The following is a 14,845-nucleotide window of genomic DNA, read 5'->3' on the forward strand; positions in this document are numbered from 1 at the left end:
AACAGAGGGAACCATTTTGAGGGGCTGTTCAACAAGATGCCATTGATCGACCACTTCACCTTCGGAATCGTGACGCCCATCCTGGCGTTCGCGATCTCGTGCACCGGCGCAGCGACGGGCCTCGCATGCACCTCCCGAGCCCGAGCGGCTGCGGGCGGCGCGCGCGCGGCGTGGCTCGTCTTCGGCGCCATCGCACTGGGCGGTACCGGGATCTGGGTGATGCACTTCGTCGCCATGCTCGGCTTCTCCGCCTCGGGCGTGACCATCCGCTACAACATCCCTGAGACCCTCCTCAGCGCTGCCATCGCGATCATCGTCGTCGGGGCGGGCCTGTTCATCACCGAGCTCGGCAAGCGCAAGCTGCCCGCGATGCTTGTCGGCGGCGCGCTGGCCGGTGCGGGCGTCGCCGCCATGCACTACATGGGCATGGAGGCGATGGAGATGTCCGCCGAGGTCGTCTACAACCCGGTCTACGTCATCGCCTCGATCGTCATCGCGATCGTCGCAGCGACCGCCGCACTGTGGTGCACCGTCCACATCCGCGGCACGCTCGCCACCATCGTGGCCACGCTGGTCATGGGTGTCGCGGTGACGGGCATGCACTACACGGGCATGGCCGGCGTGTCCGTGGTCAACCCGGTCGACACCGTTCCCACGGGAGCCTCGACCATGCAGCTGCTGGTGCCGCTCGTCATGGCGGTGAGCGTCGTGACGTTCCTGCTCATCCTCGGCATCGGCCTCTGGCCCACGGAGGACGAGCTGCGCACGCAGGCCGAGTTCGAGAACCGGCTCAAGGCGCACAGCGAGCAGGGCCAGCGGTTCGAGAACGTGCAGCAGGAGCTCCAGCCGAGCGTCGGCCAGTTCGCACAGTCGCACCGCGCGCGCTGACTCCCCGCGGCACCGTACGGCCAAGCGCCCGTCCCCCTTCCCCGGGGGCGGGCGCTTTGCCGTACTCACCCGGGGTTTCTCCCGCCGTCCGACGCCGCTCGGTGTGACCACACCCACGTACCGTTAGCAAGGCTAATGACCTAGAATGGGGCGGGTGCCGTCGAGCTCCCGCAGGTCCAGCCGTAGCCCGGCGACCGTCGGGGGCGACCTCCGAGTCGCCCTCACCCGAGTGTCCCGCCGCCTGCGCGCCGAGCGCGGTGAGGCCGACCTCCCAGAGGGGCAGTTCGGGATCCTGACGGTGCTGCACCGACACGGCGAGATGTCCCCCGGCTCCCTCGCCGAGCACGAGCGCGTGCGCCCCCCGTCGATGACCCGAGCGGTGAACACCCTGGCCGAGCTCGGCCTCGTCGAGAAGGTGGAGCACGCGACCGACAAGCGCCAGGTCGTCGTCCGCCTCACCGCGGCCGGCGAGCGTGAGGTCGCCGAGACCCGACGGCGTCGCGACGCCTGGCTGACCAAACAGCTGTCCACCCTGACCGTAGAGGAGAGAGAGATCCTTGCAGGAGCCAGCGAGCTCCTCCTGCGGATCGCCGCTCGATGAGCGCAACCTTCGCCAGCCTTAAATATCGTAACTATCGTCTCTGGTTCGCCAGCGCTCTCGTCGCCAACATCGGCACCTGGATGCAGCGCGTGGCGCAGGACTGGGTCGTCCTGACCCTCCTGACCAACAACTCCGGCGTCGCGGTCGGCATCGTGACCGCACTGCAGTTCATCCCGCACATCTTCCTGTCCGCGTGGGCCGGCCTGCTGGCCGACCGCGTCGACCGCCGCAAGCTCCTGATGATGACGCAGGGCGGCATGGGCGTACTGGGCCTCGGGCTCGGTGCGCTGGTGCTGTCCGGCGCTGCCGAGCTGTGGCACGTGTACGTGTTCGCCACCCTGCTGGGTGTCGTGAGCGCGATCGACGGGCCTGTCCGCCAGACGTTCGTCGCCGAGCTCGTGCCGACCAAGCGGCTCGCGAACGCCGTCGGGCTCAACTCGACGAACTTCAACGCCGCACGCCTCATCGGCCCCGGTGTGGCAGGCCTGCTCATCGCGGCCGTCGGCACGGGCTGGGTGTTCATCATCAACGGCATCGCCTTCGGTGCCGTGATCCTGGCGCTCACCCGCATGCGTGACCTGCGCGTGCAGCCCACCGCCTCGCGCGCCAAGGGGCAGATCCGTGAGGGCCTGTCCTACATCCGCGGGCGCAGCGACATCGTGGTGATCATGGTCGTGATGGGCGTGGTCTCCACGTTCGGCCTGAACTTCCAGCTCACGTCGGCCATGATGGCGCGCGTCGAGTTCGGGCGGGGCGCGGGCGAGTACGGCATCCTCGGGTCCGTGCTCGCGATCGGCTCGCTCGCCGGTGCGCTCCTGGCGGCCCGCCGCGAGCGGCCGCGGGTGCGGCTCGTGCTCGGTGCGGCGTTCGCGTTCGCGATCGCCATGGGCATCCAGGCCGTCATGCCGACCTACCTCGGCTACCTGATCATGTGCATCCCGGTCGGCTTCGCGTCGCTGACCATGCTGACCTCGGCCAACGCGGCGATCCAGCTCTCGGTCGCCCCCGAGATGCGTGGTCGGGTCATGTCGATCTACATGATGGTGCTGCTCGGCACCACGCCGCTGGGCTCCCCCGTCGTCGGCTGGATCGGCGAGACCTTCGGCCCGCGGTACGCGGTGCTGATCGGGGCAGTGGCCACGCTGCTGGTCGCGGCGATCGCCACGGTCTGGGCCTACCGGACGTGGCACGTGCGAGTCCGCGCGCGGCTCTCTCGCGAGCACCGCATCCCGCGCCCGTACCTCCACGTGGAGTACCCGCCCGTGGCAGACCCGACCCCGGAGAAGCAGGCCCTGGCGGCCTAGCCGGGCGCCGGCCCCGGGCCGGCCGGCCGGCCGGGAGCAGTGGACCGCGAAGTGCGCTTCTAGCCAGTCCTCAGGCCCGGAATCATGCAGATTCCGGGACCCGACGACTGGGTAGAGGCGCACTTTTCTTGTGCTTGCGACGGACCCTGGGCCGCAGACGGGGAGCGCGACCACAAGGGGCCGTTTTCAGCAGTTGTACACAGGCGAGGCGATCGACGCCGCCCCGGTCCGGGCTGCGCTGGTGAAGTGGGTTCGTGCCCAAGACCTACGTGATCCCGAGCGCCGCCGAGCTGGTCTCCCGCCGGCAGGCCGGACTCCTGTCCACCGCGCAGTGCGAGCAGCTCGGTATCGGGCGGGAGGCCCGACGCCGTCTCGTCCGTCAGGTCCGCTGGACCAGCCCGGCGCGCGGCGTGTACGACACCGATCCCGTGCCGCTCGCCAGCAGAGTCCGGGACAACTGGTTCGAGCACGCCGCCAGGTGGCGCACCTGGTTCGCGTTGCTCCTGCACGGTTCCGACGCCGTCGCCACCGGGTGCTGTGCGCTCGTGCTGCACGGCGTCGCGGGGCTGCCGCGGGACTTCCCACTGGAGGTGGCGCGCAAGGACCGGTCGCCGCGCCGGACCAAGCACGGTGCCGCCGTCGTGGCGTACGCGGAGTTCCCCACGGATCTGCTCGAGGACCGCGCGATCGCGCGGGTCGACCATGCCGCCGCACAGGCGCTCCCCCGGCTGCCCCGGCAGAACGCCCTCGCCGTCCTCGACGACCTGGCCCGCCGGTTCGGGTTCGACCCGGCCCGCCGCGCCGCGCTCCACGACCTGGTCCGACGGCGGCACGGGGCGGCCCAGCTGCACGCCCTGTTCCTGCTCGTCGACGGGCGGTCCGAGTCGCCCGCGGAGTCATTCGCCCGGCTGTCGTGCCACGACAACGGGGTGCCGCCCGACGACCTGCAGGTGCGCGTCGTGCGGGGCGGCAAGGTCGTCGCGCGGGTGGACTTCGCCTGGCGGCTGCCCGACGGGCGCTGGCTGGTCGTCGAGATCGACGGGCTCGGACCGCACAGCACCCAGCGGGCGCTCGTCCGGGACGCCCCGCGCCAGAACCTGCTCACTGCGTCGGGGCGGGTGATCGTGCTGCGGTTCAAACCGTCGGACAACGACCGCCCGGGCGGCGTCGGCAGCCGGATCGCGAAGGTCCTGCGGAAGCACGGCTGGACCCCGCCCCGCGAGGCGACCGGCGCGACCCGGATCTATCTGGACGACCCGGCCCCGGTCGCGGCGCAGAAATAGGTGCGCCTCAAGTCAGTCGTCAGGACCAGATCCACGAGCGGATCTGGTCCCGACGACTGGGTAGAAGCGCACCTTCGGGGCCGGGCGGAGCCCGCAGCCCGCGCCGCGTCAGATGCCTACCGCGGCGCGGATCGGGCCCATCAGGAAGTAGACGAGGAACAGCACCGCCGCGACCCACAGCAGCGGGTGCACCTTGCGGACCTTGCCGACCGCGACCTTGAGCAGCACGTACGAGATGACGCCCGCGCCGATGCCGACGGTGATCGAGTACGCGAACGGCATGAGCACCATGGTGAGGAACGCCGGGATGGCGACCTCGAGGTTCTTCCAGTCGATGCCGGTCACCTGGACCACCATGAGGAAGCCGACGATCACGAGCGCGGGGGTGGCGGCCTCGTGCGGCACCATCTGGACGAGCGGCGCGAGGAACGTGGCGAGCAGGAACGCGACGCCGGTCGTGATAGCCGCGAGGCCCGTGCGGGCGCCGTCACCCACACCGGACGCCGACTCGACGTACGCCGTGTTGGACGAGACCGAACCGGCGCCACCGCCGATAGCGGCCAGCGAGTCGACGATCAGGATCTGCTTGGTCCGGGGCGGGTTGCCCTTCTCGTCGAGCAGCCCGGCCTCGCCGCCGATGGCCACCATGGTGCCCATCGTGTCGAAGAAGTCGGCGATGAGAAGCGTGAACACCAGCAGGATGACGGCGATCGGGCCGATCTTCTCGAACGAGCCGAAGAGCGAGAACTGGCCGATGAGCGAGAAGTCCGGCAGCGCCACGACGGAGTCGGGGAGCGCGGGGACGTTGAGCGACCAGCCGCCCGGGTTGTCGGCGGTGCGCCCGCCGATCTTCCCGACGGCCTCGATGACGACCGCGACCACGGTCGAGGCCACGATGGCGATGAGGATGGCGCCGCGCACCCTGCGCACCATCAGGACGGCGGCCAGCAGCACACCGAACGCGAACACGAACAGCGGCCAGGCGCCGAGCGAGCCGCCCAGGCCGAGCTCCGTCGGCGTGGCGAGGGACGCAGGGATGCGCACGAAGCCGGCGTCGTACACGCCGATGAACGTGATGAACAGACCGATGCCCACACTGATCGCGATCTTGAGCTCGCGGGGCACCGCCTTGAAGACTGCCTCCCGGAACCCGGTGACCACCAGGATCAGGATGACGATGCCCTCCAGCACGACGATGCCCATGGCGTCGGCCCAGGTCATGCCGGGCAGCGCCGCCACGGAGAACGCGACGACGGCGTTCAGGCCGAGCCCCGCCGCGAGCGCCAGCGGGAAGTTCGCGACGACGCCCATGAGGATCGACATCACGCCGGCCACGAGGGCGGTCGCCGCGGCGATCGCCTCGATGTCGCCGCGGCCGTCCCCACCGCCGAGGAACTGCCCGGTGCCGTCGGGCACGCTCCCGAGGATGAGCGGGTTGAGCACGACGATGTAGCTCATCGTGAAGAAGGTGACCAGGCCGCCGCGCACCTCCGTCCACACCGTGGACCCGCGTTCGCTGATCTTGAAGAACCGGTCGACGGCGCCCAGCCTCTGGGCCTGGTCGTGAACCATGGTCGGATGTTCCCCTTCGTTACCTGTTGCTGTCCGGCTGCATGCCGCGCACCGCAGTCTGGAGCATCTTCTCAACGGAGCGCACCTGGGTGAGCACGTATTCGGCGTTGAGGTGGTGGAAGTCACGGTAGACGGGGTGACTGACATCGCCGACGTGACAGGTCTGCGCGTCGCAGGTCTCCGACCAGAGACCGTCCCACTCCGTCACGCCGTACCTCTCCCAGACGCCGGCGCTGATGGCGGGCAGGTCGCCGTTGGAGCGCTCGGCGTCCGCCCGCGGCATGCTGCAGTCGCCGAGGCCGGGCCAGGGACGGGTGAGGCACTCGAGCGGGTCGACGTCGAGGCGGGGGTTGTCCTTGACGGCCACCACGGCGGAGGACACGTCGGTGAGGTGGGCGAACAGCGCTTCGTTGGCCTGCTCCCAGGTGCTGCCCGCCTCGTCCTCGGACATGAGGCTGCCGTCGGCGTGCAGCATGCGGTCGCCGTAGATGTGCGCCTGGCTGATCACCACGACGTCGGGTCGCAGGTCGTCGACGATACGCAGGGACTCTGCCTGGAAGCCCGCGCACGGGCCGCGGTCGGCGGGCTGCTCGACCTTGACCTCGGCGGCGGGGCAGCCGTGCCGCCAGCGGACGGCGAGGCGCAGGCCGGCATCGGCCGCGGCGGCGTCGAACGCGGGGATCCAGTGCATCGCGTGCGAGTCGCCGAGCAACAGCACCGTGGTGGTCGAGGTGACGTCGCCGAGCAGGCAGACCTCGGTGCCCGTCGCCGTCTCGGTGTGCCCGTCGCACCCGTAGGACGCAGGCTGGGCGCGAGTCGCGACGGCGGTCGCGTAGGGCTCCCGCTCGAGGACGGCGCTGGTCGCGACCCGCGTGCCCGCGACGACGCCGCCCACGGCGAGCGTGATGACGAGGGTCACCGCGGCGGTGCGGCGCCACGACCGCATGGCGCCGCTGAACCGGATCGGGTTCTCGACCCAGCGGTAGGTGGCGAACGCCGCGCCGAGAGCGGCGACCGAGGCGAGCACCTTGATCCAGATCGCGTCGTCCTGCACGGCGGCCGTGGTGAGCACGACGAACGGCCAGTGCCAGAGGTACCAGGAGTAGGAGACGTCGCCGAGGCGCTGCAGCACCGGCAGGTCGAGCACACGGTCCACCCAGGTGCCGGGGGCCGCGACGCTGCCCGCCGCGAGGACCAGCAGCGCGCCGCCCACGGGCAGCAGGGCCACGGTCCCGGGGAACGGGTCGGTCTCGTGCACCAGGGCGAACGACAGCACGAGCAGCACGAACCCGGCCGTGCCGAGCAGTGCCCGCAGCAGGGCCGGCCGCAGGCGGGAGCGCTCGGCGAGCCGGCTCCACGGCAGGGTCGCGACGAGCGCCGCGCCGGCGAACTCCCACGCGCGGGTCGGCAGGATGTAGAAGGCCCAGTCGGGGACGGCTGCCGTGAGCCAGACCGACGTCGCCAGCGACACCACGAAGGTGCCGGCGAACAGGAGCTGCAGCGCGCGGCGGGACGGGATCCGGGTGCGCCGGGCCACGGCGACGGCGAGCAGGATCAGCAGCGGCCAGAAGATGTAGAACTGCTCCTCGATGCCGAGCGACCAGGTGTGCAGGTACGGGCTCGGCGTGACGGTGTCGGCGAAGTAGTTCTGCCCCTGGTAGGGAAAGAGCAGGTTGGAGACGAACAGCATGGCCGACGCGGCGTGCCAGGCGAGGCGCCCCCAGACCAGCGGCGACAGGATCAGCATGCAGGCACCCAGCGTGACCGTCACGACCAGGGCGAGCGCGGGCACGAGCCGTCGCATGCGGCGGGTCCAGAACTCGACGAGGTCGACTCGCCCGGTGCGGTCCACCTCCCGCAGCAGCAGCGAGCTGATGAGGTACCCGGAGATCACGTAGAAGACGTCGACGCCGGTGAACCCGCCGGGGATCGCGATCCCCGCGTGGTAGACGACGACGGCGAGCACGGCGACCGCGCGCAGCCCGTTGATGTCGGTGCGGAACGTGTGACCGGTACCGGAGGCGGCGGGGGCCTGGTCCGCTCCGCCGGTCTCCCGGGACGGGTCGGAATGTCGGTCGACGGCGGTGGTCGTCGCCTGCGCCAATTTTTCTCCTGCAGTCGTTCCGGGCGGGTGCTCTTTCGCGCGTCACACCATAACGGCCGCGACGGGGCCAGGTTGCTCCGGTATGGAGGAGGCTCTGGGGAGTGTCCGCCGTCCTGGGGACGACTCGTCAGTCGAGGAACAGGTGGGAGCAGACCAGCCTCGGCCGGGTCGCGGTGCCGCCGTCGGCGACGCAGCCGATCGCGCCGCGTCGCAGCTCCCCGCTGGCGAGGTTCTCGAGGTGCGTCGGGGAGTCGATCCAAGCCTGCACCACGATCTGCGGCGGGTCCACGCCGCGGCTCAGGTTCTCGGCCACGAGCCCGCCGGGGCACTGCTTCCGCACGGGCGGCAGCGGCGCGTGGGTGAGCTCGGGTGCGCCGACCAACGCCGCCGCCCGCTCCACCGCGACGGGCTGGAGGCACGGCTCGTGCTCCAGCGGGTCGAGACCGATCTGCACCCGGGCGGCGTTCACGCCGTCCTCCAGCGCGGCGGCGTACTGGTCCGGATCGGTCAGGTCGATGCCGCCGGGCGCGGTCCAGGTCGCCTGGGGCGTCGCTGTCAGCATCGGGGTGCCGCCCCTCCCGGGCAGCGTCGTGCAGGCGGTGAGCAGCGCGCCGGCGGCCACGATGGTGACGGCGAGGCGGATCGGGTGTCGGGGCACGCCGCAGGTTCTCATGCCAGGAAGACGTGGGCGCAGATCATGACCGGTGCGGCGGGATCGCCGCCGTCGGGCACGCAGGCGATCGCGCCGCGGGTCAGGTCGCCGTTCAGGATGTTGGCGCGGTGCCCCTCGGAGTCCATCCAGCCCTGGGCGGCCTCGGCCGGCGTCCAGCCGCCCTTCGCCAGGTTCTCCGCCACGGCCGTGGTGGGGCAGGCGTCGAAGATCGGGCCGAGCGGCGCGTGCGCCAGGTCCTCGCCGACGAGCGCCTGGGCGCGCGCGAGGGCGACGTCGTACGCGCAGTCGTCGTGCGCCAGGGCGGCCAGGCCGTTCGCCGTCCGGTACCCGTTCACCGCCTCCTCCAGCGCCTTCGCGTACTGCACGGCGTCGGTCAGGTCGGGCGCGGCCGCGCCACTACCCGCGCCACCGCCGGAGCCCGCACCGGTGCCGTCCTCGCCGGCCCCGGAGCCCGCACCGGTGCCGGAGCCCGCGTCAGCTCCCTCGCCCGGCAGCGTCTCCCGGTCCTTGCCCCGGGACGCCGAGCCGTTGGGCGCCGCCTGCACGTCGACGGTGGCGGTCTCCTGGTTGTGCTCGCCCTGGATCGCTCCCACAGAGGTGGGGCCGGCGGACGGCGCCCGCTCGACCGGTATCGCCAGGCTGACCACCCCGGGAGCGGCGCCCGGCGCGGGCCGGGGCTCGGCGCCGGGGGCGAGGATCGCGGCGCATCCCGTGAGGCTCGCGCACACCGCCACGGCCAGCACGCCCCGCGCGAGCGACGCCCGCGCGGACCCACTGCCCCCACGGGCGATGGCCCTGTGCGAGGTGTGCACAGGCGTGGCCGCGGACGACGTCGTACCGGGTGCTGGAGACACAAGCCGGGACAATACCGGCAAACACGTTGGTATGGAATGCCTGAAAAGTCTTATCTATACGCACCGGGATTCGGCACCGGATGTCATGAAGGCCGCGAACAGTCCGAACTCCGCACAAAGAAACCCGTCCGCGAATTACGGGGATCGGACGATTCAGGTCGCACGCGGTACATTCATCGCATATTTTTGCGGGGCACCAGCGACCCTTTTCGCCGAGCAGCTGAGGTACCCCCACATGTCCGGAACGAGCACGAGTGGCGCGCCCTGGAACGACCATCGACTCGTCTTCATCGGTGGCCTGCACCGCAGCGGCACCGCGCTCGTGGCCCGCATCATCGGGTCGAGCCCCGACGCCTCCGGACTGACCGGCACCGGCACCTCCATGGACGAGGGACAACACATTCAGGACGCTTATCCGGGCGCCCTGGGTAATACATCCCAATGGTCCTTTCATCCGCAGGCGCACCTCACCGAGGAAGACGCGCGCCGCACGCCCGACGCCGCGGAGCGGATCTGGCAGAGCTGGTCGCCCTACTGGGACCTCGACCGCACGGTGCTCGTCGAGAAGTCCGCGCCCAACCTGACCAAGACGCGCTACCTCCAGGAGCTCTTCCCGAAGGCGCGGTTCGTGGTGGTCACCCGGCACCCCGTGGTGCAGGCGCTGGCCGTGCGCAAGTGGGCCACCCGCACGCACGGGCGGTTCACCTACGGTTTCCCCCGGCTCGTCGAGCACTGGGTGCACGCGCACGACGTCTTCGCCCAGGACGCGCTGCACATCGAGAACCTGCTCGTGCTGCGGTACGAGCACCTGATGCGTGAACCCGTGCGCGAGCTCGACCGCCTCGCGCGGTTCCTGGACCTCGACCTGGCCGAGGGCGGCCGCATCCGCGCCCTGGACACCGACCGCAGCAGCCGTTACGCCGAGCTGTGGGAGACCGGCGGCCGCGGGCGCCTCGCGGGCCGCGTACGGCACCACCTCGCGCACATCGGCTCGCGGCGCGGCACGCCGCGGGGCGACCTGGTCCGCGACGTCACCGACGTGGCCCTGCTCCCCCGCTACCGGAGCGTGGTCAGCGAGCACCTCGGCGAGCGGATCCGTGCCCACGGCTACGACCTCGACGTGCTGGACCGCGCGGCCCCGTGGGCCCCGGCGCCCGTCGGGCCGGCACCCCTCGGCCCGACGGCGGGCGCCCGATGACGGCCGGTCCCCGTGTCGTCTGCGTGACCGGTCCCGGCAACAGCGGCACCAGCACGCTCGCCGGCGCGCTGCGGCAGTTCGGCCTCACGGTGCCGCGCCCGGAGGTGCCCCCGGACGCCCCAGACCCCCGCGGTCCCTCCGAGCCGCAGTGGGTCGTGGACTTCCACGAGGCCCTGCTGCGAGCGGCCGACGTGCAGCAGGCCGACCCCCGGCCCCTCGCCTGGCACCTCGTGGACCGGGCGGGCGCCGAGGCGGACGCGCCCGGCCAGATCCGGGCCTGGCTCGCCGCACGGACAGCGGAGCACGGCGACCTGGTGATCAAGGACCCGCGGCTGCTCTGGTTCCTGGAGCACTGGCAGGCGGCGGCCGCCGCGACCGGCGCGGTGGCGTCGTGCGTCACGGTGCTGCGCCCACCTACCGAGGTCGTGGGCAGCAGGGTGACCGACGACGGGGACGCGCTGGTGGACCGGCTGGCCGGCTGGATCAACCTGATGCTCGGCACCGAGCTCGCCACGCGGGCCACGCCGCGTGCCTTCGTGCGCTACTGGGACCTGATCCACGACTGGGACAGCCCGGTGTTCGACGCCGCGGCCGCCCTCGACCTGCCGATGGTCGACCCGCGTGACACGAGCGCCGTCGAGCGGGTGGACGCGTTCATCGACCACACGCTGCACCGCGTCGAGGTCACGTGGGACGAGATGCCGGTACCGGCCCCCCTGCGCGCGCTGGCGGACGACACCTGGGCCGCCCTCGACGCCCTCCCCGAGCACGACGACGCCGTGACGCGCGCCGAGTTCGACCGGCTGCGCGCGTTGTACCCCTACGTGCACCGGAAGGTCACCGCGTCCCCCGCGCGACGGATCGCGCGGATGGTGCCGCCGGCCGTGGTCCCGTCGCCGGTCCGGACGAGGGTGGCGGGCATGCTCGGCCGCGCCCCGTACGCCGGCTGAGCGGAGAGGCCCGTGCCCGTCGACGTCGTCCACTGGAACCCGCGGCGGCCGGTCCTGCCCGGGCGGTGGGGCCGGCTCGTCCCGTGGCGGCGCCCCGTCGGTAACTTCGGCGACCTGCTCGGGCCGTTGATCGTCGCGCGGCTCGTGGCCCGCGAAGGCCTGACCGAGCCCGTGTCCCCGCGCCGGCTCCTCGCCGTCGGGTCCATCCTCAACCTCGCGCGCACGGGTGACGTGCTCTGGGGCATCGGGGCCAACGGCAAGACGCTCGACCACCCGCCCGCCTACCGGGAGCTCGACGTCCGGGCGGTCCGCGGCCCTCGGACCGCCGCGTTCCTGCGGGCGAAGGGACACACCGTGCCGGACGTCTTCGGCGACCCCGGGCTGCTGCTCGGCCGGCTCTGGTCCCGTGAGCAGATCGCGCGCGACACCGCCCCACGCGCGGTCACGGTGGTCCCGAACCTCAACGACCGGCACCTGGCCGTGGGTCGCTCCGACGCCGTCGACCCCACCGGTGACCTCACCGCGACGCTGGGCGCCATCGCGGCGAGCGACCTCGTGGTCGGCAGTTCGCTGCACGGGATCGTGGTCGCCGAGAGCCTGGGCATCCCCGCGCGCCTGGTCACGTCGCGGGCCGAGCCCGCGTTCAAGTTCGAGGACTACTACCGCGGCACCGGGCGCCCGGCGTTCCGGCCCGCCCCCGACGTCGAGACCGCGATCGGCCTGGGCGGCGAGCCGCCGCCCGCGTGGGCCCCCGGACCGCTGCTCGCCGCGTTTCCCCGGGACCTGTGGCAGGACCCGCCCGGCCCGCCGGCGCAGAGCAGGACGAGGGGCTAGGGCCGCCACCGGGGTCAGCGCCGGCGCAGCAGGGTCCGCGTCCGGGCGACGTCGCCCAGGTCCCGGCGGAACGCCGGCCACACGAGCGCCTCGGCCGCCAGCACTAGAACAGCGGCCGCCAGCGCCGCCCCCAGCGTGAGCCAGGGGCCCGCGGGGTCGAGCCCGCGGGCGACGGCGGCCGCGGCCCCGGCCGCGACGCCGTGCGCGAGGATCGTCCGGCAGCCGCCCACGAGCCAGGGCCGCCAGCTCAGCCGCGCGGCCCGGCCGGCCCACCACAGCGAGACGGGCCACAGCAGGGCGGAAGCGATGCCGTAGGCGGCGGCCACGCCCACGACGCCCCAGAGACTGCCCGCGACGACGGCGGCCACGACCAGAGGGCGCGACCAGAGGGCGAACCGGAACTGGGACCGCATGGTCCCCGTGGCCATGAAGACCCAGCCCGAGGTGAACGACGCCGCCTGGAACACGCCGCCCACGGCGAGCACGGCGAACAGCGGGGCCAGCTCCAGCCACCCGGCGCCGAGCGCGATCTCGACCACGGGTCCCGCCGTCGCCGCGCCGAGCAGCATCACCGGCGCGAGCAGGTTGAGCAGGATCGCCTGGCCGCGCACCACGAACCGGCCGAAGTTCGCCACGTCGTCCTGCAGGCGGGACAGCACGGGCATCGCCACCCGGGTCACGGGGAACTGGAGCTGCCGCACCGGCAGCATCATCATGCGGAAGGCCCGGTCGTACAGGCCGGCGGGCGCCGCGCCGAACCGCGCGCCGACCACGACGGCGTCGGCGTTCATGCTGACGTAGGTGAGGAGCTGCGCACCGAGCTGGTGCGCGCCGTAGGAGACGAACGAGCGCACCGGCTCCCGCCGCCGGGGCGGCCCGGGAAGCCAGCGGGCGACCAGGACCGACCCGGCGCAGACGACGACGGCGGCCACGACCTGCTGCGCCACCAGTGCGCGGTACGAGCCGTCCGCGAGCGCGACCCACACCGCCACCAACAGCCCGAGGGTGGGCGCGGCGACGTCGATCACCGTGATGGCGGTGAACCGCAGGTCCCGCATGAGCGAGGCCCGGAACTGCGCGGCGAGCCCGCCGAGCAGGAACGTGACCGCCAGCCAGCGGGTGATGTCCGCCAGCACCGGCGCGTCGTAGAGCGCGGCCACCATGGGCGCCGCGGCCAGGACGGCGACGGCCGCGAGCGCCCCGCAGCCGAGGTTGAGCCAGAACAGGTTGTCGCGCTGGCCCACGGTGACGACGGGGGCCTGCACGGCGGCCCGGGACAGCCCGAAGTCCTGCAGGATCGTCGCGGCGCCCACGATCGCGCCGACCATCGCGACGTAGCCGTAGTCGGCCGGGCCGACGAGCCGCGCGAGGACCACGATCGACGCCACCTGGACCAGGGCCCGGATCCCCTGGCCCGCCAGGGTGACGGCACCGCCACGGGCCGCGCTGCGCCCCAGCGCGTCGGCCCGGGGCCGCGTGGCCGCCTCGCTCACCGCAGCGCCTCCTCCCGGTCGCCGGGGCCGGTGACGGCGCTCAGGACCGTCCGCTCGATCTCCTCCAGCGCGGCCCGCGCGCCCAGCACGACGGTCCGGATCTCGTCGGCCCGGCCGGCAGCGCCGCGCAGGAACGTCGCCAGCGCCGCGTCGTCGGCCGTCGCCGAGTCGAGGCTCACGCCGTGGTACCCGACCGCCTCGAAGTGCTCGCGCACCTTGGGCGCCGGGTCCGGGGCCAGCTCGACGGGCACCGAGCCGCCCAGGGACGCGAGGATCAGCACGTGCAGCCGGTCGCTGACCGTGACCGCCGCCCGGCGGTACAGGCCGCGCAGCCGGGCCTCGTGCTCGGCGTCGCCGTGGTCGCCCCAGGGCTGGTACACCCCGCCCAGCGCCGCGGCGAGCTCCTGCGCGCGGGTCTCGTCCTGGCGCGCCTGCGGCGCGCAGACCACCTCCAGCCCGGCCTCGTCGGCGAAGGACCGGACCGCCCGCACCCAGCGGTCGCCGGGCCACGGACGCGGGCCGCGCATGCTGACGACGAGCTTGCGGCGGGCCGTGCCCTCGATCCAGTACGCGGGCTCGCTGAACGCGACGTCGGGGGCGAGCGCGCCCCGGCCCACGGCCGCGAGGCTCTGCGCGTTGCGCCACCAGACGTGCTGGGCCAGGCGGCACGTCGCACGGTGCACCCAGACGGACGGCCCGAACGCGTCGCGGGCGACCGCCCGCGGTGGCAGCACGACCGTGCCGCCCTTGACCCGCGCCGTCGCGGCGAACAGCAGGTAGGCGACCTGCCGCGCGAACATGCGGGCGCTCAGGTCGAGCTCGCCGGGCTCCACCACCAGGGCCGGACGACGCGACCGGAGCAGCGCGCCGAAGAAGGATCCGAGCTGGCGGGTCGTGTAGACCCGGTCGGAGGCGCGGACGCAGAGCCGTTCGAGCCACGCCCACGGGGCGCTGCCCACGTAGGTGTCCGCGGCGCCCGTCGCCTTGCGCACCCAGGCGAAGACGCGCTCCCGGATCAGGGCGTCGCCGATGTTGGGGTAGTCGCCGGTCATCATGGCGAAGACCCGGGTCCGGTCGGTCGGCATCGTGCC

13 protein-coding genes are annotated in these 14,845 nt (G+C 72.8%); 7 read left to right on the plus strand and 6 right to left on the minus strand.

The genetic code is table 11. The features are described 5' to 3' along the window. Positions 1-69 precede the first annotated feature (69 nt). From ACH47X_RS13545 to ACH47X_RS13560, 4 genes are all read left to right on the plus strand, one after another. A complete protein-coding gene (locus ACH47X_RS13545; RefSeq protein WP_397405043.1) occupies positions 70-888 on the plus strand; it encodes an MHYT domain-containing protein in 819 nt (272 codons plus the stop codon). Positions 889-1,033: 145 nt separating this feature from the next. Further along, positions 1,034-1,489, plus strand: a complete 456-nt coding sequence (locus tag ACH47X_RS13550) for a MarR family winged helix-turn-helix transcriptional regulator (protein WP_142040358.1) — start codon at positions 1,034-1,036, stop codon at positions 1,487-1,489. Further along, positions 1,486-2,793 (plus strand): MFS transporter, encoded by a 1,308-nt coding sequence (locus ACH47X_RS13555; RefSeq protein WP_397405045.1) that lies wholly within the window; start codon positions 1,486-1,488, stop codon positions 2,791-2,793. The genes ACH47X_RS13550 and ACH47X_RS13555 overlap by 4 nt, the downstream gene beginning before the upstream one ends. A 254-nt stretch (positions 2,794-3,047) precedes the next feature. Continuing rightward, positions 3,048-4,076, plus strand: a complete 1,029-nt coding sequence (locus ACH47X_RS13560; RefSeq protein ID WP_397405047.1) for a hypothetical protein — start codon at positions 3,048-3,050, stop codon at positions 4,074-4,076. Positions 4,077-4,184: 108 nt separating this feature from the next. Here the strand turns inward: ACH47X_RS13560 and ACH47X_RS13565 are convergent, their stop codons facing one another. The 4 genes from ACH47X_RS13565 to ACH47X_RS13580 form a co-directional block, all read right to left on the minus strand. Next, entirely contained in the window at positions 4,185-5,648 is a 1,464-nt protein-coding gene (locus tag ACH47X_RS13565) for an NCS2 family permease (protein ID WP_397405049.1), read from the minus strand. Positions 5,649-5,667: 19 nt separating this feature from the next. Next, positions 5,668-7,752 carry an acyltransferase family protein gene (locus tag ACH47X_RS13570; RefSeq protein WP_397405051.1) on the minus strand — a complete coding sequence of 695 codons (2,085 nt, stop codon included), beginning with the start codon at positions 7,750-7,752 and terminating at the stop codon, positions 5,668-5,670. A gap of 127 nt (positions 7,753-7,879) precedes the next feature. Then, positions 7,880-8,410 (minus strand): CAP domain-containing protein, encoded by a 531-nt coding sequence (locus ACH47X_RS13575; protein WP_397405053.1) that lies wholly within the window; start codon positions 8,408-8,410, stop codon positions 7,880-7,882. Positions 8,411-8,421: 11 nt separating this feature from the next. Then, on the minus strand, positions 8,422-9,279 hold the full coding sequence (locus ACH47X_RS13580) for a CAP domain-containing protein (protein ID WP_397405055.1): 858 nt from the start codon (positions 9,277-9,279) through the stop codon (positions 8,422-8,424). A 235-nt stretch (positions 9,280-9,514) separates the two neighbouring features. Here ACH47X_RS13580 and ACH47X_RS13585 point away from each other — a divergent pair, with 235 nt between their 5' ends. The 3 genes from ACH47X_RS13585 to ACH47X_RS13595 are packed head-to-tail and all read left to right on the plus strand — an operon-like array spanning position 9,515 to position 12,261. After that, positions 9,515-10,477 carry a sulfotransferase family protein gene (locus ACH47X_RS13585; RefSeq protein ID WP_397405057.1) on the plus strand — a complete coding sequence of 321 codons (963 nt, stop codon included), beginning with the start codon at positions 9,515-9,517 and terminating at the stop codon, positions 10,475-10,477. After that, on the plus strand, positions 10,474-11,427 hold the full coding sequence (locus ACH47X_RS13590; RefSeq protein ID WP_397405059.1) for a sulfotransferase family protein: 954 nt from the start codon (positions 10,474-10,476) through the stop codon (positions 11,425-11,427). The genes ACH47X_RS13585 and ACH47X_RS13590 overlap by 4 nt, the downstream gene beginning before the upstream one ends. Positions 11,428-11,439: 12 nt before the next feature. Then, positions 11,440-12,261 carry a polysaccharide pyruvyl transferase family protein gene (locus ACH47X_RS13595; protein WP_397405061.1) on the plus strand — a complete coding sequence of 274 codons (822 nt, stop codon included), beginning with the start codon at positions 11,440-11,442 and terminating at the stop codon, positions 12,259-12,261. 14 nt (positions 12,262-12,275) lie between these two features. Here ACH47X_RS13595 and ACH47X_RS13600 read toward each other — a convergent pair whose 3' ends face one another. Further along, complete coding sequence (locus ACH47X_RS13600) at positions 12,276-13,754, minus strand: lipopolysaccharide biosynthesis protein (protein WP_397405063.1); 1,479 nt, start codon at positions 13,752-13,754, stop codon at positions 12,276-12,278. Then, entirely contained in the window at positions 13,751-14,839 is a 1,089-nt protein-coding gene (locus ACH47X_RS13605) for a hypothetical protein (RefSeq protein ID WP_397405065.1), read from the minus strand. Before ACH47X_RS13605 ends, ACH47X_RS13600 begins: the two co-directional genes overlap by 4 nt. Positions 14,840-14,845: the final 6 nt, after the last annotated feature.

Origin of the sequence: Promicromonospora kroppenstedtii (assembly GCF_044389675.1) — a bacterium.
GTDB lineage: Bacteria > Actinomycetota > Actinomycetes > Actinomycetales > Cellulomonadaceae > Promicromonospora > Promicromonospora kroppenstedtii.